This is a genomic window from Corynebacterium pacaense (genome assembly GCF_900169525.1).
Classification (GTDB): domain Bacteria; phylum Actinomycetota; class Actinomycetes; order Mycobacteriales; family Mycobacteriaceae; genus Corynebacterium; species Corynebacterium pacaense.
The window spans coordinates 1,165,140-1,184,605 of the sequence record NZ_LT821239.1; the positions used below are offsets into that span (position 1 = coordinate 1,165,140).

Annotated in this window: 20 protein-coding genes; 11 read left to right on the forward strand and 9 right to left on the reverse strand. The window is 65.1% G+C overall.

What is annotated here, in order from left to right; genetic code table 11:
• Window positions 1–234: 234 nt before the first annotated feature.
• A complete protein-coding gene (locus B7E02_RS14750) occupies window positions 235–630 on the forward strand; it encodes an IS5 family transposase (RefSeq protein ID WP_080793216.1) in 396 nt (131 codons plus the stop codon).
• Window positions 614–1,114, forward strand: a complete 501-nt coding sequence (locus B7E02_RS14755; protein WP_218672379.1) for an IS5 family transposase — start codon at window positions 614–616, stop codon at window positions 1,112–1,114. The genes B7E02_RS14750 and B7E02_RS14755 overlap by 17 nt, the downstream gene beginning before the upstream one ends.
• On the opposite strand, the gene B7E02_RS05585 is transcribed toward B7E02_RS14755, so the two are convergent.
• Window positions 1,111–2,385 (reverse strand): lamin tail domain-containing protein, encoded by a 1,275-nt coding sequence (locus B7E02_RS05585; RefSeq protein WP_080793809.1) that lies wholly within the window; start codon window positions 2,383–2,385, stop codon window positions 1,111–1,113. The two genes, B7E02_RS14755 and B7E02_RS05585, sit on opposite strands and share 4 nt — an antisense overlap.
• 296 nt (window positions 2,386–2,681) lie before the next feature.
• Here B7E02_RS05585 and B7E02_RS05590 point away from each other — a divergent pair, with 296 nt between their 5' ends.
• The 3 genes from B7E02_RS05590 to B7E02_RS14765 are packed head-to-tail and all read left to right on the forward strand — an operon-like array spanning window position 2,682 to window position 3,853.
• Window positions 2,682–2,927, forward strand: a complete 246-nt coding sequence (locus B7E02_RS05590) for a three-helix bundle dimerization domain-containing protein (RefSeq protein ID WP_143336656.1) — start codon at window positions 2,682–2,684, stop codon at window positions 2,925–2,927.
• 46 nt (window positions 2,928–2,973) lie between these two features.
• Complete coding sequence (locus B7E02_RS14760) at window positions 2,974–3,369, forward strand: IS5 family transposase (RefSeq protein ID WP_080793216.1); 396 nt, start codon at window positions 2,974–2,976, stop codon at window positions 3,367–3,369.
• Complete coding sequence (locus B7E02_RS14765) at window positions 3,353–3,853, forward strand: IS5 family transposase (RefSeq protein ID WP_218672379.1); 501 nt, start codon at window positions 3,353–3,355, stop codon at window positions 3,851–3,853. The genes B7E02_RS14760 and B7E02_RS14765 overlap by 17 nt, the downstream gene beginning before the upstream one ends.
• Here B7E02_RS14765 and rbsK2 read toward each other — a convergent pair.
• On the reverse strand, window positions 3,850–4,791 hold the full coding sequence (gene rbsK2 / locus B7E02_RS05605; RefSeq protein ID WP_080793813.1) for a ribokinase RbsK2: 942 nt from the start codon (window positions 4,789–4,791) through the stop codon (window positions 3,850–3,852). The two genes, B7E02_RS14765 and rbsK2, sit on opposite strands and share 4 nt — an antisense overlap.
• 110 nt (window positions 4,792–4,901) lie before the next feature.
• On the opposite strand from rbsK2, the gene B7E02_RS05610 reads away from it, so the two are divergent.
• Together B7E02_RS05610 and thpR are read left to right on the forward strand one after the other, a co-directional pair.
• The gene (locus B7E02_RS05610; RefSeq protein ID WP_080793814.1) at window positions 4,902–5,822 is read left to right on the forward strand and encodes an ADP-ribosylglycohydrolase family protein; all 921 of its coding nucleotides are present in this window, start codon (window positions 4,902–4,904) and stop codon (window positions 5,820–5,822) included.
• A gap of 31 nt (window positions 5,823–5,853) precedes the next feature.
• Window positions 5,854–6,429, forward strand: coding sequence for an RNA 2',3'-cyclic phosphodiesterase (thpR, locus tag B7E02_RS05615; protein ID WP_080793816.1), 576 nt, complete (start codon window positions 5,854–5,856; stop codon window positions 6,427–6,429).
• On the opposite strand, the gene B7E02_RS05620 is transcribed toward thpR, so the two are convergent.
• From B7E02_RS05620 to B7E02_RS05640, 5 genes are all read right to left on the reverse strand, one after another.
• The gene (locus tag B7E02_RS05620) at window positions 6,430–7,164 is read right to left on the reverse strand and encodes a VIT1/CCC1 transporter family protein (protein ID WP_080793818.1); all 735 of its coding nucleotides are present in this window, start codon (window positions 7,162–7,164) and stop codon (window positions 6,430–6,432) included. It lies immediately after the preceding gene.
• Window positions 7,165–7,251: 87 nt separating this feature from the next.
• Window positions 7,252–8,682, reverse strand: a complete 1,431-nt coding sequence (locus B7E02_RS05625) for a dipeptide ABC transporter ATP-binding protein (RefSeq protein ID WP_080793820.1) — start codon at window positions 8,680–8,682, stop codon at window positions 7,252–7,254.
• The gene (locus B7E02_RS05630; protein WP_080793822.1) at window positions 8,675–9,496 is read right to left on the reverse strand and encodes an ABC transporter permease; all 822 of its coding nucleotides are present in this window, start codon (window positions 9,494–9,496) and stop codon (window positions 8,675–8,677) included. The genes B7E02_RS05625 and B7E02_RS05630 overlap by 8 nt, the downstream gene beginning before the upstream one ends.
• Window positions 9,493–10,416, reverse strand: a complete 924-nt coding sequence (locus tag B7E02_RS05635; RefSeq protein WP_080793824.1) for an ABC transporter permease — start codon at window positions 10,414–10,416, stop codon at window positions 9,493–9,495. Before B7E02_RS05635 ends, B7E02_RS05630 begins: the two co-directional genes overlap by 4 nt.
• A 185-nt stretch (window positions 10,417–10,601) precedes the next feature.
• Entirely contained in the window at window positions 10,602–12,092 is a 1,491-nt protein-coding gene (locus B7E02_RS05640) for an ABC transporter substrate-binding protein (protein ID WP_080793825.1), read from the reverse strand.
• A 91-nt stretch (window positions 12,093–12,183) separates the two neighbouring features.
• Between B7E02_RS05640 and B7E02_RS05645 the strand changes: the two genes are divergently transcribed.
• From B7E02_RS05645 to B7E02_RS05655, 3 genes are read left to right on the forward strand one after another with little or no spacing between them, the layout of a single operon-like run.
• Complete coding sequence (locus B7E02_RS05645) at window positions 12,184–15,000, forward strand: FAD-binding and (Fe-S)-binding domain-containing protein (RefSeq protein WP_080793827.1); 2,817 nt, start codon at window positions 12,184–12,186, stop codon at window positions 14,998–15,000.
• Between the two features lie 5 nt (window positions 15,001–15,005).
• Window positions 15,006–15,932: an AEC family transporter gene (locus B7E02_RS05650; RefSeq protein WP_080793830.1), complete on the forward strand. Its 927-nt coding sequence runs from the start codon at window positions 15,006–15,008 to the stop codon at window positions 15,930–15,932.
• The gene (locus tag B7E02_RS05655; protein ID WP_080793833.1) at window positions 15,929–16,456 is read left to right on the forward strand and encodes a hypothetical protein; all 528 of its coding nucleotides are present in this window, start codon (window positions 15,929–15,931) and stop codon (window positions 16,454–16,456) included. The genes B7E02_RS05650 and B7E02_RS05655 overlap by 4 nt, the downstream gene beginning before the upstream one ends.
• Window positions 16,457–16,467: 11 nt before the next feature.
• Here B7E02_RS05655 and B7E02_RS05660 read toward each other — a convergent pair whose 3' ends face one another.
• Together B7E02_RS05660 and B7E02_RS05665 are read right to left on the reverse strand one after the other, a co-directional pair.
• The gene (locus B7E02_RS05660) at window positions 16,468–17,445 is read right to left on the reverse strand and encodes an LLM class flavin-dependent oxidoreductase (protein ID WP_080793835.1); all 978 of its coding nucleotides are present in this window, start codon (window positions 17,443–17,445) and stop codon (window positions 16,468–16,470) included.
• A gap of 248 nt (window positions 17,446–17,693) precedes the next feature.
• A complete protein-coding gene (locus B7E02_RS05665; RefSeq protein WP_080793837.1) occupies window positions 17,694–18,800 on the reverse strand; it encodes a MalY/PatB family protein in 1,107 nt (368 codons plus the stop codon).
• 145 nt (window positions 18,801–18,945) lie between these two features.
• Between B7E02_RS05665 and B7E02_RS05670 the strand changes: the two genes are divergently transcribed.
• Complete coding sequence (locus B7E02_RS05670) at window positions 18,946–19,461, forward strand: hypothetical protein (protein WP_080793839.1); 516 nt, start codon at window positions 18,946–18,948, stop codon at window positions 19,459–19,461.
• Window positions 19,462–19,466 lie beyond the last annotated feature (5 nt).

Consider the following 19,466-nt stretch of genomic DNA (forward strand, 5'->3'; position numbering starts at 1 on the left):
AGTCCGGGGTTGTGTCCGATAGCATGGCGTCCTTTAAGCAGTTTGGAGGGCTAATTGAAGAAATGGCTATGGCGGTCGCCCCGCTCATTGACGAAGTCCTCGTTAGCGGTGACGAATGTATCAAGTGATGAAACCTTACTAAGGTGTGGGCATCTGGCTTTCAGCGGTGCGGGTGTCGTGTGGCCTAGGGCGTGTCTTGCAAATGAATTCTGTGGGAGCTGAGATCGTGGAGGTATGTCTCGATTCCAGCTCCTCTCAGACGACCAATGGACACTGATTGCTGATTTGTTGCCTGGTCCCACGGGCAAGAAGGGCCGCCCGTTCGCCGACGCCCGACTGATGGTCGAGGGGATCATTTACCGGTATCGATGCGGGATCGCGTGGCGAGACCTTCCTGATGCTTTCGGGCCTTGGCAAACGGTCTGGGCGTGGCATAGGCGCATGGCCGACGATGGTGTCTGGGATCGGGCGCAAGCGCGTCTGCACGAGTACGCAGACCGCGAGGGCCTGCTCGACTGGTCGGTATCGGTGGATTCCACGATCGCTCGTGCGCATCAGCACGCGACCAACACCAAACGCGTAAAAAAGGGCTATATCGAATTACAAGAATCCGCTGACCGAGCCGCCTGACCACGCAGTCGGCCGTTCTCGGGGCGGCTTGTCAACGAAAACACATCAGCTCGTCGATGGGCGCGGCCTGCCGCTGGTGACGATTTGCTCAGCGGGACAGGATGGTGACTCGCCGATGTTCATCCCGCTCATGGAACAAGTGCGGGTCGGCCGTCGCACCAGGCCCGATGCCGCGCTCTGCGACAAGGCGTACTCCTCGCGGGCGAACCGGGCGTACTTGCGCAGGCGTGGCATCGAAGCGGTGATCCCCGAACCTCGTGATCAGCAGGGGCATCGGAAGCGGCGCGGCATGCAGGGTGGCAGGCCTGCGAAGTTTGATGCGGAGAAGTATCGGGGAAGGAACGTGATCGAGCGTGGCTATTGCCGGTTGAAACAGTGGCGAGGACTCGCGACTCGGTATGACAAGCTCGCGATCGTGTACCGGGCCGCAGTTGTCCTCAACGGAGTGATAGCGTGGCTCAACCTTTTACAAGACACGCCCTAGGTGGTCCGGGTGCCGTCGGTGCAGTCACCGGTGCTCACGTGGGAGGCGAAGCCCTCGTTGGCATAGTTGTTCATGTTCTTCGGGCGGGCGTAGATGTTGCTGTCCGTCTGTGTCAGCGTGCCCGCGGAGTAGTCGAGGAAGATGCTGGCGCCGTCGCAGACCTCATCGCAGAGCACCTGGAGTTTTCCGGTCGAGGGGGTGTAGTCCAGTGCCATGACGCCCTTGAACGGGGAGTCGAACTTCTGCAGCAGCTTCGGCTCGATCGCACCAAGGTCGACGAGGAGAACCTCGCCGGTTTCCTCGACCCCGGCGGCGAAGACGGTGCCCCCGAGGTGCTCGACGGTTTCCAGGCCGCCGTTCGCACCGATGTCTCCGGTGAAGTCCCGGAGATTCCATTCATCGCTCGCCTGGAGCTTTCCTGACGTTGTCGTGGGGGCATCGAAGCGCAGGATGGAGGGGCGCGAGACGGACTTGTCCTTGTTGTTGCGTTCGGTGGAGAGGTAGATCGCGCCGTCGGTACCGATGGTGATGCCCTCGCCGTCAGGGGTCCCCTGACCATCCGGGTAGGTGGTTGTCCAGTGTCCGGCCTCGGTGTAGGTGTCGGTCACCGGATCATGGTCAAGGACGAAGATGTCACCGGCGTCATTGTTGACGATCCAGGCCCTGCCGTCGGCGTCGAAGTCCACGCCGGACATGTCCTCAACGGCGAAATCGGCACCGAGTGTGAGATTCTTGATCGCAATGTCGTCATAGGGGAGTCTGGCCGTGCTCGGATCGGTGTTCTCACCCTCGGCGACGTTCGCGGCGTTCCTCGTCGGCTCGGCGGTGACGGCGAAGGCGCCTGTCTTGTCGGGGATGCGGCCCCAGGTCGTGGCCGCGTGCTCCGTCCAGGAGGTCTCGTCGATCAGGTCTCCACCGGCGTCGCGGAGGGTGACCGAGTCTTTGCCACCGAGGCCGAAGTCGCTGGGCCCGCCCTCGGTGTAGAAGGAGATGTATCCGCCGGATTCGATAGAGGTGCCGGCCGGGATGACCAGGGGCTGATGGGTGTTGTCATTGTCAATGATCGTCCACCCCGAGATGTCCACGGAGTTGATGTTGTCGGTGTTGGCCAGTTCGACCCAGTCGCCCTGCGGGTCCCCGTTCGATTCGACCTCATTGATCACGATGGACTTCTCGGGGGAGGTCTGGGCGAGGGCGGGGAGAGGGGCGAGGGTGAGTCCGGCGATGACCGGTGCCACGGTGACACTGCGGATGACGCTGCGCTTGTTCATTTTCACTTCTTTCGGGATTTCTCCTGTTGTCCTGCACAAAAAAACTGCGCCATGCCGCCGGCGGATGGCGCGTGCCAGGCAATCGTATGATCAGACAATGATCTCCAGTTGTGCAAGGGGTGAACTGTGTGTGAACGGTGGCGTTCAGGCATGCGCTGCCCGCGATGTGCCGGTTCCCGGACGCGGGTAATTCAGATCCCTTGCACACGTCTGAAAAGTGAACTAAGGTTAACGGAAAGTAAACAAACGGGTCTGGGAACATGAACAACCCGCGAGTTGAGAAAAGGAGAAGCACAATGGCCACCGAGATTACCGCAATCCGCAACATCGAAGCCGACTATCTGTGGAGCGTCCGCGAAGACCTTCAATCCCGCTTCGCCGGCATCGTCGCGGCGGAGATGATCGATGATGTCCTGGACTACGTCGCCTCGAACCGCAGCGCGCGGGTGACGGCCTTCAGCAAGATCTTCATCGAGCGCGAAGCAGCGGAGGCCCTCGTCTCGCTCGCAGGCACCCGCGGGGAACTCTCCCTGGCGGCCTAGGGCGTGTCTTGCAAATGAATTCTGTGGGAGCTGAGATCGTGGAGGTATGTCTCGATTCCAGCTCCTCTCAGACGACCAATGGACACTGATTGCTGATTTGTTGCCTGGTCCCACGGGCAAGAAGGGCCGCCCGTTCGCCGACGCCCGACTGATGGTCGAGGGGATCATTTACCGGTATCGATGCGGGATCGCGTGGCGAGACCTTCCTGATGCTTTCGGGCCTTGGCAAACGGTCTGGGCGTGGCATAGGCGCATGGCCGACGATGGTGTCTGGGATCGGGCGCAAGCGCGTCTGCACGAGTACGCAGACCGCGAGGGCCTGCTCGACTGGTCGGTATCGGTGGATTCCACGATCGCTCGTGCGCATCAGCACGCGACCAACACCAAACGCGTAAAAAAGGGCTATATCGAATTACAAGAATCCGCTGACCGAGCCGCCTGACCACGCAGTCGGCCGTTCTCGGGGCGGCTTGTCAACGAAAACACATCAGCTCGTCGATGGGCGCGGCCTGCCGCTGGTGACGATTTGCTCAGCGGGACAAGATGGTGACTCGCCGATGTTCATCCCGCTCATGGAACAAGTGCGGGTCGGCCGTCGCACCAGGCCCGATGCCGCGCTCTGCGACAAGGCGTACTCCTCGCGGGCGAACCGGGCGTACTTGCGCAGGCGTGGCATCGAAGCGGTGATCCCCGAACCTCGTGATCAGCAGGGGCATCGGAAGCGGCGCGGCATGCAGGGCGGCAGGCCTGCGAAGTTTGATGCGGAGAAGTATCGGGGAAGGAACGTGATCGAGCGTGGCTATTGCCGGTTGAAACAGTGGCGAGGACTCGCGACTCGGTATGACAAGCTCGCGATCGTGTACCGGGCCGCAGTTGTCCTCAACGGAGTGATCGCGTGGCTCAACCTTTTACAAGACACGCCCTAGGTCGTTGAACCCGGCTCCAGATTCCCGGTGGCCCCGGCACCGGGGAGCCGGCTGGACAGGTCCGGATAGGATGCCTGGGCCCCGGCGCCGCGGACCGAGTAGGCCGCGACCCGCGCCGCGTGGGTCGCGGCACGTACCAGTGAATCACCCCTGAGCAGCCGGGCGCACAGAGCCCCGGCGAAGGCGTCCCCGGCCCCAGTGGTGTCCACGGCCGCGACCCGGGGTGTGGGTACCGCGGTGATCCCGGAGGCATCCGCCACCAGCGCGCCGGCCGCACCGAGTGTGAGAACCACCGACGTGAATCCCACCCTGAGCAGCTCCCCAGCGAGCATCTCCGGATCCCGGGCAGTAACGGGCGATCCCAGCTGCCCGAGGATCAGGCCGGCCTCGTGCTCATTCGCCAGCAGCGGATCAGCGCTCAGCAGTGCATCACGGGGAACCTCGATCACGGGCGCGAGGTTGATCACCACACGCCCGCCAGCCCACCTGACCGCCTCGGCGAAGCCCTCGGCCGGGATCTCACCCTGGAGCACGATGATCGCGGCGTCACCGAGCAGGGCGCGGTGCCTGCGCACCAGGTCGGCGTCGACAAGCGCATTCGCGCCGGGGATGACCACGATGCTGTTCTCCCCGTCTGCGGCGATGGTGATCACCGCCAGGCCGGTGGTCTCCTCCTTGGTCTCCACCGCGTCCAGGTCCACCCCCGAGGCACTGAGGTACTCCAGTGCCGGCGCGGCGTAGGGATCCCGGCCGATCGCTCCGATGAAGGCGACATCGGCCCCCTGCAGGGCGGCGGACACCGCCTGGTTGGCGCCCTTGCCACCTGCGGTGATCTCCCCGCCGGTGCCCAGCAGCGTCTCCCCGGGGTTCGGATGGCGGTGGACGTGGACATTGAGATCCGCGTTGATCGAACCGACCACAACGATCCGTTTGATCATGGGATTCTCCTGACTGGGAAGGATGAAAAGCCGAATACCACCAGCATAAGTGCACGAAATCGATTTCGGAACCGATGGCGGGCGGTTCCCCCTGATCTACCATTGCTGCCATGAGCAGCGAAAGCAGAGCACAGGCGGTTCTACTGGGACAGTTGATCGGCGACAGCCTGGGAAGCCAGGTCGAGTTCGCCACCGCGGCGGAGATCTCCGAGCACCATCCCGGAGGTGTGGTCGACCTCGCGGACGGTGGACCCTTCTCGCTCCGGGCCGGACAACCCACCGATGATTCGGAGATGGCGCTGGCACTTGCCCGGAGCATTCTCCGCAACGGCGGCTTCTCGGTGGATGACGTTCTGGAAAGCTACACCCGCTGGGCGCGCAGCGGGCCCTTCGATATCGGCGCCACCACCTCCGCGGCGCTGATGGATCACCGCAGGGACGGTGCCAGCCAGGCGAACGGGGCGCTGATGCGGATCTGCCCACTGGCAATCTACATGGCGCCCTTCCCCGGCGAGACCGCAGAGGAGCTCGCCCGGATCGACGCCGCCCTGACCCACCCCAACCAGCTGTGCCAGGATATCAACGCCGTCTTCGTCAGGGTTATCGCCGCCGCGATCTACCGGGAGTACGACAGGCCGGCCATGCTCGATGCCTTCCGCGAGCATTCCGCCGGCGAGGTCAGGGATCTGATCGAGGCTTCCGTGGTCGCCCCTCCGGCGGAGTTCCAGGAGAGCATGGGATGGGTGAGGATCGCCTTCGGGAATGCGATCTTCGAGCTGGCCAACGGCACCTCCCTGGAGCAGTCGCTGATCAGGACGGTGGGCAGGGGAGGGGACACGGACACCAACGCCGCCATCTGCGGAGCACTGCTCGGTGGTCTGTACGGGGTGCAGGGACTGCCACGGCGGTGGATCGATCCGGTGCTCAGCGCACGCGCGGATGTGTACTCCCCGCGCCCGCGACCCGAGGAGTACTGGCCGGTGGATGCCCCGGATCTCGCCCTGGGGCTTCTCCGGATCGCGACGGCTTAAAACCGGCCCTTCGAGCGGCTATGATGGCCGCATGCGACTGTTTGCTGCGGTCAGGCCACCCCATGAGGTCACGGAGCATCTGGTTCGGGCCCTGCGGCCCCTGCGCGAGGAACTCCGTGGGGATCTCCGTTTCACCGATCCGGATAACTGGCACATCACCCTGGCGTTCTACGGTGAACTACCCGAGGGGGCGGTGGAGGATCTCGTTGATCATCTCGGGCTGGCAACCCGGGTGAATGACAATTTCACCATCAGCATCAAAGGAGCGGGATCCTTCGCGCAGCGTAACCTCTGGATGGGGGCGGGCGGGGAGACCCGTGCGCTGCGCACCCTCATGGCCGACTGCCTGCTCGACCCGGAGGAGCGCAAGCGCCAACGTGCGCACCTGACGGTGGCACGGGCCAGCCAGCGTTCCAGGATCCGGGGATGGGATCCCGTGATCCCGGACCTGGTTCGCGCCCTCGCGGTATACGAGGGCCCGGCCTGGCGGGTGGAGGAGATTGAACTCATCGCCTCCGAACCGGGCAGGGGGCGCGGCGGGGGGCCGCTGTACACGACGGTGGCAACGCTCTCGCTGGGCACCACCCGCTTGTCGACGCTGACCTGATCACACCCCGACGGCCGTGCCGAAGAGCGCTCCCACCGCGTAGGTCACCGCCATGGTGAGCATACCCATGCCCACGTTGCGCACGATCGCCTTGCCCGGCTGCGCCTTCCCCAGCTTCGCGCTGATCAACCCGGTCAGGAACAGACCCGCGGCCACCGAGAGCACGACGATCCAGACGCGCACAGCGGGCTCGACCGGCAGCAGAACCAGCAGCATCGGGATCGCCGCGCCCGCGGTGAAGGACACCAGGGAGGAGAATGCGGCGGCCCACGGGCTGGTCAGCGCATGGGGGTCGATGCCCAGTTCCGCATCCGCATGGGCACCGAGGGCGTCGTGGCGGGTGAGGTCACGGGCGACCAGAGCGGCCACGTCCGGGGTGACCCCGCGGCGGATGTAGATATCGGTGAGTTCCTTGAGCTCCTGATCCGGCAGGTGCTTCAACTCCCACTTCTCCTTGTCCAGCAGCGCCTTCTCGGTGTCGCGCTGGGTGCTCACGGAGACGTACTCGCCGCCCGCCATGGAAAACGCACCGGCAACCAGTGCCGCGAGTCCGGCGGTGATGATGGCGATGAGATTGGTGGTCGCGCCGGCCACGCCGATGATCACACCGGCCACCGAGACGATCCCGTCGTTCGCGCCCAGGACGCCTGCACGCAGCCAGTTCAGCCTGGAACCGACCTGCTCCAGGTGCTCCTCGCCCTCATGGGGCGAAACCGTGGGTGATTTCTCTTGCATCAGGCTCGTGCTTTCTCATAACCGACAGATGACCTCTCGATGATAGGAGACGCCTGCCAAACCTGCAAGCAAGCTGATCCTTATCCTTCACAGCACCGGAATCGCATCCAGGAGCGCTCTGGTGAACTCGCTGCGCGGGTGGTCGTAGACCTCATCGACACGCCCGCGTTCAACTATCCGCCCGTGATCCATGACCACCACCGAGGTGCAGATGTGGCGGACCACCGAGAGATCGTGGGAGACGAAGACAAGGGTCAGCCCGTACTCATCGACGAGCTGGGCCAGCAGATCGAGCACCGGTTTGCGCACGGAGACATCGAGGGCGGACACCGGCTCATCGGCGAGCAGAATCTCCGGCTTCACCGAGAGTGCACGGGCGATGCTGATGCGCTGCCGTTGCCCCCCTGAGAACTCGTGGGGGTAGCGGTCGATCACCTCGGCACCCAGCCCGACCTGCGCTAGCACCTCCAGCGCCCGCTCCCGCTTCTCCCGCGCACCCCAGCCAAGGAGCGGTTCCGCGACGATCTCACCGATGCGCATGCGCGGATTCAGGCTGGACTGCGGATCCTGGAACACCATCTGGGTTCCGCCCTCTACCCGGAGGGTGCCGGAGGTCGGACGATCCAGTCCGGCGAGCAGCTTCAACAAGGTGGTCTTACCCGAGCCGGAACCGCCGACCACCCCGAGACGCTCGCCCCTGCGCAGCGTCAGTGAGATCGAATCGAGCGCAGTGGTGCCCCGGAACTGCCTGCGCACACCGTCGAGGGTGGCCACGGTGGGGCCGTAGTCCTCCACCACGGGCGGGGTGCTGAGGGTGGAGGCGTCGACAAGGCGGCGGGTGTAGGGGTGGCGCGGGGACCGCAGCACTCCGGCCGTGGCGCCCGATTCGACTATCTCACCCGATTTCATCACCAGGAGCCGGTCGCAGGTCTGCGCGACCAGCCCGAGGTCGTGTGTGATGAACAGTAGGGAGGTGCCGCGTTCCTCGGCCATGCGCAGCAGCAGATCGATGATGTGCCTCTGCACGGTGACATCGAGGGCGGTTGTCGGTTCATCGCAGATCAGGACCTCTGGGTCGTTGGCCATCGCCATCGTGATCAGGGCGCGTTGGCGTTGGCCGCCGGAGAGTTCGTGGGGGTAGGCGCGCGCCGTGCGCGCGGGCAGGGAGACATCCGCGAGCATCTCCCCGGTGCGTCTGCGTGCCCGGGCGCGCGTGTGCCCGTGCAGCGTCATCATCTCCTCGATCTGGCGGCCCACGCGCATCAGCGGGTTGAGTGCGGTCATCGGCTCCTGGAAGATCATGGCGATCCGCTGCCCGCGGTGGCGCCAGGAATCCTCGGCGTCGAGAAGCGTGCTTCCGCTGCGTGGCAGGTCCGTCAGCCCCATGATCGCCAGCGCCGTCAGGGACTTTCCCGATCCGGATTCACCGATCAGGCCCACGCGCTCACCTGCCCCGATGCGGAAGGAGATGTTGTTGACCAGTCCCTTCCCTATACTCAGGTTCTCCACCTCAAGCATGTTCCATCTCCACTCTGGGGTCGTTGGCGTCACGGATGCCGTCACCGAGGAGATTGAACCCCAGCACGGTCACCGCGATGGCCAGCCCCGGCCACACCGCCAGCATGGGATGCACGCCCAGGGACGCCTGCGCACTCTGCAGCATCCTGCCCCAGCTGGGTTCCGGCGGCGGGGTGCCCAGGCCGAGGAAGCTCAGCGCGGCCTCCGCCAGGATCGCCAGGGCGAAAGCAACCGAGGCCTGCACGATGAGCATTCCGGAGATGTTGGGCAGCACGTGCCTGATGGCGATCACCGGCTCCGGCACGCGGGAGCTTCTCGACGCCGCCACGAAGTCCCTGCTGACCACCTGCAGGGTGCCAGCGCGCGCCACACGCGCGAAGCCGGGGATCCCGGCCACCCCGATGGCGAGCATCGCCGAGGTGGTGGAGGCACCGAAGACCGCCCCGGAGATGATGGCCAGCAGCAGCGCGGGAAAGGCCAGCATGAGATCGGCACCGCGCATGACGAAGGTCTCCACCGCCCCGCCGCGCATCCCCGCGAGCACCCCGAGGGGGATCCCGAGGACTCCGGCGATGGTGACGGCGATCAACCCGACGAACAGCGTGATGCGTGAACCTACCATGATCTGTGAGAACACATCGCGACCATAGCGGTCGGTGCCGAGCAGGTGGCTGAGGGAGGGGCCCTCCAACCGGCTGGCGGGGGCGACCTGGGTGGGGTCGTAGGGAGTCCAGAACAGCGAGAGCAGAGCGAGCACCATCACCGTGAACACGATCGCGGCGCCGATGCGGCCGGAACGGGGGAGTCGTCTCATCGGCGGATCCTCGGATCGAGCACCTGGTAGGCCAGATCGACGACCAGGTTGACCAGCAGGGTGAAAACCACCAGGAGCATGACTATTGACTGCACCGCAACCAGGTCACGGTTGGACACCGACTCCAGCAGCATCGAACCGATGCCGGGGATGACAAAAACCTGCTCGATGACCACGGCACCGATCAGCAGGGTGGTCAACTGCAGTCCGGTCACCGTCAGCACCGGCAGCGCCGCGTTCCGCAATCCGTGCACCCTCAGTGCACGGGACAGGCTCATCCCCTTCGACATCGCCGTGCGCATGAAATCCTCCCGCATCACCTCGACCACCGAGGAGCGGACATAGCGGGTGAGAATGGAAGCCTGGACCGCGGACAGTGCGAGCACCGGCAGGAGCAGGCGGGAGAGGAAGGCGCCGAAGTCCGCATCCGGGGGCACCCATCCCGAGGCGGGAAGCCAGCCCAGCGCGATGGAGAAGACCGCCACGAGCAGGATACCGGCGAGGAAGCTGGGAACCGCGATGCCGATCTGGCTGACGGCCGAGATCAGTGCCCCGGCGCGACGGGCGGAGAACACCCCCAGCGGGATGGCGATGAGCAGTGACAACACGATGGAGCAGCCGACGAGGATGAGGCTGACCTGCAGCCGGTCAACGATGATCGGAGTCATGTCCTGGCCGGAGCTGAGGGAGGTGCCGAGATCGCCGCTGAGCATCCCCCCGATCCAACCGATGTACTGCGCGATAAGGGGCCTGTCCGTTCCCAGCTGCTGCCGCAGCTCGGCGATGGATTCCGGGGTGGCCGTCACCCCGAGCGCGATGGCCGCGGGATCACCGGGGATGACCCGCAGCAGCAGGAACACGATGACACTCGCCACGACGATCGTGATGAGGTAGCGGCTGAGCGTCCGCACGACAATCATGGCACCACCTGATCCGGGTGCACCCGCGCCTGGGGATCTGTCATGGAACTACAGGGTAGTCGCAGGCAACGCGGAAACTAAACGGAAAACGGGGCACGGCCGCAACCCCGTCGCGGCCACCGGGAGTTCGGCCGGTCTCCGGCGGTGCGCCTTGTCCCTCCGATCCGGTCAGGATCGAGGCTTCGTCAGGGGCGCCGCTCCATCGCGGAGAGCTCAAGAGCCCCGGAGACCACACTGGGGTCCACGCCCGCGATGTCGCGGTCGGTGACAACGATGTTGGCCACGTTCATCAGATTGTCCGCACCCGCCTGATCCATGATCCGGGCCACGGCCGCGCGCATGGGTGTGACCTCATCCCCGCCGCTGTCGGCCAGAGCCAGCAGCTCCCGGGTCTCGGGGTCATCGAAGCCGAGGTAGTAGCCGGGTGCGAACAGGGTGGGAATATCCCTCGCCTCGACATGGGTGATCAGGGAGATGTCATAGTCGTGCTGAGTGAGCACCCGGGAGATCCACACCGCGGGAAACTCCGTGGATTCGATCACCGGGTTCAGGCCCACATCCCGGAGCTGGGAGTAGAGGATCTCGCTGGCGGCCTGGGCGTAGGGGAGGCTGGGAATGGAGAGGGTGACGGTGGTCCCGGTGGCGCCGGCCTCCTCGAGCAGCTCGCGGGCGCGCTGCGGGTCATGGGGGTAGAGCGTGGACTTCTCATACCAGGGATCGGTCGGGGGAACCGGCGCCCCGCCGGTGTCGGTGCCGTAGCCCTCCATGGCGGTATCAATGATCGCCTGACGATCGATGGCGTACATCACCGCCCGTCGGACCCGCACATCATCGAAGGGTGCGCGCTGATTGTTCATGGACAACAACATCTCCCCGTTGGTGGTCCCCACCTCGACGCGGTAGTCCCCGAGGGTGGACAGCAGCTCGGGGGACTGCAGGGCCCACACCACGTCGACGTCGCCGCTGCGCAGGGAGTTGGTGGCGGCCGTCGCGTCGCTGAAGTAGCGGATGGTGGCGGCGTCGTTGCGCGGTGCGGGCCCCCAGTAGTCGCTGCGCGCGGTGAAGCCGATCGCCCGGCCGACCGACCAGTGGGTGACCGTGTACGGGCCGGTGCCCACCGGTTCCCCGGCCAGGTCCGCGATGCCGCTGGGGGTCATCATCGCGCCGATGGCCGTGCCCATATTCCACAACCACTGGTTGGAGGGACGGGCAAGGCGCACGGCCAGGGTGTGCTCATCGACGACGGTGGTGGATTCGACCACATCCATTCCGGACTTGAGCCCGTTGGTCCACCCGTTCTTCACACGGTCGATGGAGAACTTCGCGCTTTCGGCGTTGAAGGGGGAGCCATCGGAGAAGGCGACCCCCTCGCGCAGGTGGAAGGTGTAGTCGCGGCGGTCCGGGGAGAGTTCCCAGGAGGTGGCCAGCAGGGGTTGGACCCCTCCGGCGGAGTCGATGCGGACCAGACCCTCGTAGATGTTCGACATCATGGCCTGGGGGATGGCGGCACCTGAGGCATTGGTGAAATCCAGCGAGGCGGGGGCCGCCGTGGTGGCCACGACGATGGAGGACTGGTCCACCGCGGGTGGCTGCTGGTAGCTGGTGGAACCGGCGGAGCAGGCGCCCAGGGCACCGGCCAGTGCCAGCATCGGCACGAGGGTGCGGACTCTCTTCATGGCTTCCAAGGGTAGTCGGCGCGATTCGGGGGCGAGAAGGCGCCACCCGGCGCTAGCATGATGTCCACACACCTCGAGAATTCAGGTTCCCATGACCCGTTCACGAAGCTTCGACCACCCCGGCACCCCGGTCTGGGCCGCCCAGGCCCGGGCGGGACTACGCACCGACATGGGCACGCGTGCGGCGTACTCCTCGGACGCAGGCATCTTCCGGAGGGTGCCCGCCGCGGTCGCCGAACCCTCCTCGGTCGCCGAGGTGCGTGACGCCATCGCCGTTGCGGTGGCTCGCGGTTGGCCCATCGTCGGCCGCGGTGGTGGGAGCTCCGTCGCAGGCAACGCCATCGGCGAGGGCCTGATCATTGACACCTCGCGCCACCTCAACCGCATCCTCGAGATCGACCCGCGGTCACGCACCGCCGTCGTGGAACCCGGGGTGGTCTGCGATGCGCTGCGCGATGCCGCCGCGGAATTCGGGTTGACCTACGGGCCGGATCCTTCGACGCACTCACGCTGCACCATCGGTGGGATGGTGTCCAACAACGCCTGCGGCTCGCATTCAATCGCCTACGGAACCGCCGCGCAGAATCTCGTCGACATCACCGTGATGCTCGCCGATGGACGCGAGGTCACCATCACAGCACGGGGCTGCGATGACCAGGTCATCGACGAGGCACTCAAGGGTTTGGCCAGGCACCGCCGGCTTATCGACGCCCATCTCGGGCGCTTCCCGCGGCAGGTGTCGGGATACGGACTCCAGTATCTGGCCACCGACGTGGCCAAGGCGATGGCCGGAACCGAGGGCACCACCGGGATCATCACCCGCCTGAGGGTCAATCTCGTCGAGGTGCCGAAGTTCACGGCGCTGGCGGTGCTGGCCTTTGACACCATCTTCGATGCCGCGGAGGCGGCGCCCGAACTGCGGCTACCGGGGGTGGCCACGATCGAGGGAATGGGCGGGGACCTGCTCGCCGCGCTGCGCAGCAGGAAGGGTCGGGAGCGCGACGGAAGCCAACTGCCCGGTGGTGACCGTGCCGGCGGGTGGCTCTACTGCGAAACCGGGGGAGACACCCACGTGGAGGCGGTGGAGGCGGCGCTCGGGCTCGCGGAGGGCGTGGACACCCTCGGACACCTGGTGGTCTCCGACCCCGCGGAGATGCGCGAGCTGTGGCGAATCCGGGAATCGGCCGCGGGAACGGCGACCCGGCTCCCGGAAGGTGGTGAGGCCTGGCCCAACTGGGAGGACTCCGCGGTGCCCCCGGAAAACCTCGCCGCCTACCTGCGTGACCTTTACGCATTGATGGACAGGTACGACTACCGGGGAATTCCCTTCGGGCACTTCGGCGAGGGCTGCGTGCATGTGCGGATCAGCTTCGATTTCACCACCCCGGAGGGCGTGTCCACCTTCGAGGCCTTCATGGGGGAGGCGGCGACACTGGCCAGTTCCCATGGTGGCAGCCTCTCCGGCGAACACGGCGACGGGCGGGCGCGCTCCGCCCTGCTCGATCGCATGTACCCACCGGAGATCCTGGAATTGTTCGAGGAATTCAAGCTGATTTTCGACCCGGACCGGATCTTCAACCCGGGAGTCCTGGTGTGGGCGGATCCTCTAACCCGGGGCCTGCGGATGGACCAGGGCCAGCGCCACCTCGACATCACCCCGGTGCACCGCTTCTCCGCGGACCGGGGTTCGATGATCAATGCCGTCAATCGCTGCGTCGGAGTCTCCGCCTGCCGGTCGGGGGAGAACGCGATGTGCCCCTCCTTCCAGATCACCGGCGATGAGGTGCACTCGACGCGGGGGCGCGCACGTGTGCTCTCCGAGATGTTCCGCGGGGAATCGATCACAGGGGGCTTCCGGAACGAGGAAGTGGCCCAGGCCCTGGACCTGTGCCTGTCCTGCAGGGCCTGCGCCTCGGAGTGCCCGGTCAACGTCGACATGGCCACCTACAAGGCGGAGTTCCTGGACCTGCACTATCGGGGCCGCATCCGCCCGATGGCGCACTATGTCATGGGGTGGCTGCCGTTGCTCGGGCACCTGGTGCACAGGATTCCCCTGCTGCCCCGGATCATCGACGCGGCAATGGGGTCCCGCAGGATCTCCCCGGTGATCCGCAGGGTGGGCGGGCTGGCGGACCGGCCACTGATACGATTCGCCCACCACCGGCTGGAAAGGCCGGAACCCCGCGCCGGGGACACCGTCGTGCTGTGGCCGGATTCCTTCACCTCCACCCTCGATACCGCACGGGCTGAGGCGGCGATTCGGGTGCTCGAGGCGCTCGGCTTCTCGGTGGAGATCCCGCGCGGCTTCGTGTGCTGCGGACTGACCTGGCATTCCACCGGACAGCTCGGCATGACGCGCCGGGTTCTCGAGCACACGGCCTCGGTGATGAAACCCCATCTTGACCGCGGCTTGACCATCGTGGGGCTGGAACCCTCCTGCACCGCCATGCTCTCCGGGGAGATCAGGGAGCTCTCCGACAACCCGGAACTGCACCGACTTAGTGAGCTGACCAGATCCTTCGCGGAGGTCGTAGCCCCCAGGCTGCGGTCCCTCAACCTGCCCGCCACCGGGGTCAGCGCGCTGACCCAGATCCATTGTCACGAGCGCGCCACCGGCGATCCCGGGCCGTCCCGGCTGCTTCTCGACGCCCTCGGCGTGGCAGCGGAGGAGATTACCACGGGCTGCTGCGGACTGGCTGGAAACTGGGGTTTCGAGAAGGGCCATGCCGAGATGTCCTTCGCCCTCGGTGAGCGGGAACTGTTTCCAAGGGTCCGCGCCGCGGAGGGCTACGTGATCGCCGACGGCTTTTCCTGCCGAACCCAGATCGAGCAGGGCACCGGGCGGAGGGCCCTGCACCTGGCGGAGGTCGTCCTGGAGATCCTCCGGAGCAACGGCGTGGCAGAATAGCGCCCATGCAACAGGTTCTCATGGGATTCGCCGTGGTCTTCATCGTGATCGGTGTCGGCGTTATCCTCGGACGCACCGGGGTCCTTGGTCCCGGCGCACAACGTTCGATGGGCCTGTTCGTCTACTATGTCGCGACCCCGGCGCTGCTTTTCGATCGCGTCACCCACACCGACCCCCGGGAATTCTTCTCCACCAACTTCCTGGTCATAGCACTCTCGGCATTGTCGGTCGGTTCGCTGTTCTTCCTGTTGAGCAGATTCGTCCTGCACCGTGGCGCCCCGGAATCCGTCATCGGCATGCTGGCCTCCTCCTACGCCAACGCGGGAAACCTCGGAATCCCGCTGGCCGCCTATGTCCTCAACGACACCTCCGCGGTGGTTGCGGTGATTCTCTTCCAGGTCGCCTTCTACGCCCCGGTCACCATGACCATCCTTGATTTTATGCACAACCGGAGGAACACCAGTCTGCTGCGCAACCTGGTGATCACGCCGTTGAGCAACACCATGGTTCTGGCGGCGATCGCCGGCATCCTGGTCTCGCTGTCCGGTGTCGCCGTGCCACGGGTGATCGAGGAACCGGTGTCGATGCTGGCCGGCGGTGCGGTGCCCGTGGCGCTGGTGGTGTTCGGCCTGTCACTGTCGGGCGCTAAGATCTTGCAGAAAGGTAAGGTGGCGCGCCGGGATGTGCTGCTGGCGGTGGTGTTCAAGAACCTGGTGCACCCTCTGGTCGCGGCTCTGCTCGCGGTGGCTTTCGGGATGGAGGGACAGGCGTTGATGACAGCCGTTGTGCTGGGGGCGCTGCCCACCGCGCAAAATGTCTACACCTATGCGTTGCGCTTCCGCACCGCGGAAACACTCGCGCGCGATACCGGCGTGGTGTCCACTCTGGTGTCATTCCCCGTGCTGGTGCTGATCTCGGTGGTGCTGGGATGAGCATAAGGGTGCGCACGAGCAGGCGGGAGCTGCTTCATTCCAGGGCGATGAAGACGTGCCTGCTCTTCGTCATGGTCTGCGTGCCCTTTCTCCTGTTCTTCCTGTTCTCCATGGAGGACAGTGAGGGGACGTGGCGCACCCTCTACGGTGTGGCCGCAGCGGCGCCCGGTTTCGGTACCGCCGTCGCCGTGGTGTCGATGGCCGTGGTGTGGTGGAGGCGTCGACAGGCTGTGCTGATCATCGATGGGCAGGTCCGCATCCCGGGGAGCGGGGTGGAGTTCCCCCTATCGGAACTGCGCACCGTCCAACTGTGGAGCGGCCCCGGCCCGACGTCGAGTGTGGCTCTCCTGCCCGCACATGTCACCGAGCGCGCACAGCGCGACGGCGTGCGCCCGATCGCACCCTACGTGGTCTCCTTCCCCAAGGGATCCACCCCGCGCCCGTTCGAACTCGTGGAGCTCCTCCTGGAGCTCCACCCCGATCTCGGGGTCGAGCGCCTGGGGGTGTTGTCCGGGCGACGCTGATACCACTGTGGCTAGAGCCACGCCTCCGCGAGGATCTCCAGGTTCCTGTCGGTGGATTCCTGGTCCGGGGATTGCAGCGAAATCATCAGCTCATCGGCCTGCGCTGTGCGTACGAAACCCTCGAGGAAGGCCTTCACATCCCCTCCCGTGCCGATGGCGGTGTAGCGCAGCATGTCCACGATCTGGTGTCCCGAGGCCGATTCCATGATTGCATCCAGCTGCTCGTCGGTGATCTGCCTGCCGCGGGTGGCCATGCTCCTGACACGCTTGCGGGCAACCGTGGCGAAATGCTCCTCCGCGGTCTCCCTGTCATCGGCCGCGGTGACATTGACCGCGGCGATGACATAGGGCTCGGGATGCTCCGCAGAGGGCTGGTAGGTCTCGCGGTAGACCGACACGGCCTGCTCAAGATGGGTCGGGGCGAAATGCGAGGCGAAGGAATAGGGCAGACCCAGCTGGGCCGCGAGCTGAGCTCCGAACAGCGAGGAGCCGAGGATGTACAGCGGAACATTGGTATCCCGACCGGGGATCGCCTGCACACCCGGAATCCTGGAACGCCCGGAGAGATAGGAATGCAGCTCCACCACGTCCTGGGGGAAATGCTCGGCGGCGGACGGCTCACGACGCAACGCCCGAAGGGTGTTCATGTCGGTGCCCGGCGCGCGTCCCAGACCCAGATCGATCCGGTCGGGGTAGAGCTCGGCGAGCGTCCCGAACTGCTCGGCGATGACATAGGGAGAGTGGTTGGGCAGCATCACGCCACCGGCACCGAGCCGGATCGTCGAGGTGCGGGCGCCGATATGGGAGATCAGCACCGCAGGTGATGAGGAGGAGATGTTGGGCATGTTGTGGTGCTCGGCGTACCAGATACGCTTGAAACCCAGTTCCTCGGCCTTCTGGGCGAGGGCGACCGAACGCCGGAAGCTGTCCCTGGGGCGCTCACCCTCGAAGATGGTGGCGAAATCAATCAGTGATAGTGGTACAGACATTTTCTCTCCTGGCATAGGTTCTTCAGGCCGCTTCGGGTCCGCCGCCCAAGTTGGCCCCCGGACCGTCCACGATCGACCCGGCGCGGTCCCGTGCGGTCCGGGCCACCACGGGGGGAGGCAGACACGGCGTGGCAGATAACTCCTGTTTCAACCATGGGCCCGGACCTTTTGTTCCCGCCACCGGACTGAGGATCCGGGACCGGAGGGTGCTTCCGAACAGTGTCTTCGGCCGGCCTCACCGGAGAAAATCAGAGGACGCTGGCGATCCTTCTCAGACCCTCCTCCAGGGTCTCCCTGGAACACGCGAAGTTCAGGCGTGCGCAGGAATCGAATCCGCCGAATGCCCTGCCGTTGTTGAGCATCACCCGTCCCTCCGCCCGCAGCTTCGTGGAGGGCGATTTGCTGATTGCGGTGTCGGAGAAATCGAGCCACATCAGATAGGTGGCGGCGGGGAAATGAACCTTCACGCCCATCTTCTCCAGTTCCGCAGCGGCGAAATCTCGATTCCCGCGGAGAACATCCAGTTCCTTCTCCAGGAACTCCTCACCTTCCGCATAGCAGGTCTCCGCGGCAATGAGCCCGAGGATGGACACGCCGTCCCGGGTGATGTCGGACAGGTTCTTCCAGGCCTTCACATCGGCTTCATTGCTGAAGAAGATCTGTGCGCACTTCAGGCCCGCGGTGTTCCAGGCCTTCGAGGTGGCGGTGACCGTGACACACACGCGGGCGGCGGTCTCCGACACTCCTGCGGCGACAACGTGTGTGCCATCTAGGACCAGCGGCGCGTGAATCTCATCGACGATCACCCGTGCGCCGTACTTGTCGGCCAGGTCCGTCAGTTCCAGAATGTACTCCTCGGTGAACACCGTGCCCATCGGGTTGTGCGGGTTGCAGAACAGGATTGAACCCGCGCCGTCGGCGAAAGCCTTTTCAATCTCCCGGAGATCGAACTTGTAGGCGTCGATGTAGATCGCCTGGCGGCCGGTGACCTTCGGCAGCTCGATGAACGGCGGGTACGCGGGGATCGGAACGATGACCGGGGAGCCGGGTTTGGTGAAGTGCTCGATGGCGAGCTTCAGTCCGCGCACCACATCGGGGATGGCGAAACAGTAGTCCGGGTTGAGTGCGTAGCCGTAGCGGCGCCGGTAAAAACCGGAGATCGCCTCGGGCAGTCCGGTGGTGTCCGGGGGATAGCCGAAGACTTCACGTTCCACGGCGTCGGCGAGGGCCTCCTTCAGCGGGGGACAGGTGCCAAAATCACTCTCCGCGACCCAGAGGGGCAGGACATCCTCATCGAAACGGGTCCATTTCAGGGTGCGGCGGTTCTTCAATTCTTCGAGTTCAGGGAAACGCATAAGCTCTAGGCTAGTAAACTTTTCCCAAGAACCCCGGACAGGCCCCGGACGGCGCCCCAACGGCACCCAGGTAGCTCCTGATCTATCCAAGGCCAGACCCCGGGTTGGTCTGCAGTTTCAGCGATGAATACATTAGGAGTCCGAAGTGAAGTTGAGGATCATCCCCGCACTGGTGGCAGTTGCATTTCTTGCGGGCTGCTCGGGTGACGGTGATCAGAACTCAGGCGCTGGCAGCGAATCCATCGAGGTCAGCACATCGAGCACCCCTTCCTTCGTGGCCCAGGTTGTCTCACCCATCAACGCTCCTGATGATGGCGATCCGGTGGTCGATCCCGGGCTCAACGTCGAATACCGCTTCCAGGGCACCGGTTATGGCACGAATGGTGGCTCGGTGATCTACCTGGCAGTCAAGAACCTCAACGAGGTGCCGCTTCCCGCCGATGCGATCGGGCAGCCGACGCTGAAGATCAAGGACTACAACGGCTCCATGACCGACATTGAGTCCCTGCCGGGTGATGACAACATCCCCCTCGACCTCCCCCTTGGCGTCGGGGCAACGACGAACCTGCAGTGGGCCTTCAACACCTCCACCGGGTCCCTGTGGTCCGCGGAGTTCCGCGTCGGCAATGTCATCTTCCGTGGAAACCTGAACAACATGTAAAAGTT

Coding starts and splice junctions, on each gene's coding strand:
- B7E02_RS14750 (WP_080793216.1), top strand. CDS start 235: ATGTCTCGATTCCAGCTCCTCTCAGACGACCAATGGACACTGATTGCT.
- B7E02_RS05585 (WP_080793809.1), bottom strand. CDS start 2,385: ATGAACAAGCGCAGCGTCATCCGCAGTGTCACCGTGGCACCGGTCATC.
- B7E02_RS05590 (WP_143336656.1), top strand. CDS start 2,682: ATGGCCACCGAGATTACCGCAATCCGCAACATCGAAGCCGACTATCTG.
- B7E02_RS14760 (WP_080793216.1), top strand. CDS start 2,974: ATGTCTCGATTCCAGCTCCTCTCAGACGACCAATGGACACTGATTGCT.
- rbsK2 (WP_080793813.1), bottom strand. CDS start 4,791: ATGATCAAACGGATCGTTGTGGTCGGTTCGATCAACGCGGATCTCAAT.
- B7E02_RS05610 (WP_080793814.1), top strand. CDS start 4,902: ATGAGCAGCGAAAGCAGAGCACAGGCGGTTCTACTGGGACAGTTGATC.
- thpR (WP_080793816.1), top strand. CDS start 5,854: ATGCGACTGTTTGCTGCGGTCAGGCCACCCCATGAGGTCACGGAGCAT.
- B7E02_RS05620 (WP_080793818.1), bottom strand. CDS start 7,164: ATGCAAGAGAAATCACCCACGGTTTCGCCCCATGAGGGCGAGGAGCAC.
- B7E02_RS05625 (WP_080793820.1), bottom strand. CDS start 8,682: ATGCTTGAGGTGGAGAACCTGAGTATAGGGAAGGGACTGGTCAACAAC.
- B7E02_RS05630 (WP_080793822.1), bottom strand. CDS start 9,496: ATGAGACGACTCCCCCGTTCCGGCCGCATCGGCGCCGCGATCGTGTTC.
- B7E02_RS05635 (WP_080793824.1), bottom strand. CDS start 10,416: ATGATTGTCGTGCGGACGCTCAGCCGCTACCTCATCACGATCGTCGTG.
- B7E02_RS05640 (WP_080793825.1), bottom strand. CDS start 12,092: ATGAAGAGAGTCCGCACCCTCGTGCCGATGCTGGCACTGGCCGGTGCC.
- B7E02_RS05645 (WP_080793827.1), top strand. CDS start 12,184: ATGACCCGTTCACGAAGCTTCGACCACCCCGGCACCCCGGTCTGGGCC.
- B7E02_RS05650 (WP_080793830.1), top strand. CDS start 15,006: ATGCAACAGGTTCTCATGGGATTCGCCGTGGTCTTCATCGTGATCGGT.
- B7E02_RS05655 (WP_080793833.1), top strand. CDS start 15,929: ATGAGCATAAGGGTGCGCACGAGCAGGCGGGAGCTGCTTCATTCCAGG.
- B7E02_RS05660 (WP_080793835.1), bottom strand. CDS start 17,445: ATGTCTGTACCACTATCACTGATTGATTTCGCCACCATCTTCGAGGGT.
- B7E02_RS05665 (WP_080793837.1), bottom strand. CDS start 18,800: ATGCGTTTCCCTGAACTCGAAGAATTGAAGAACCGCCGCACCCTGAAA.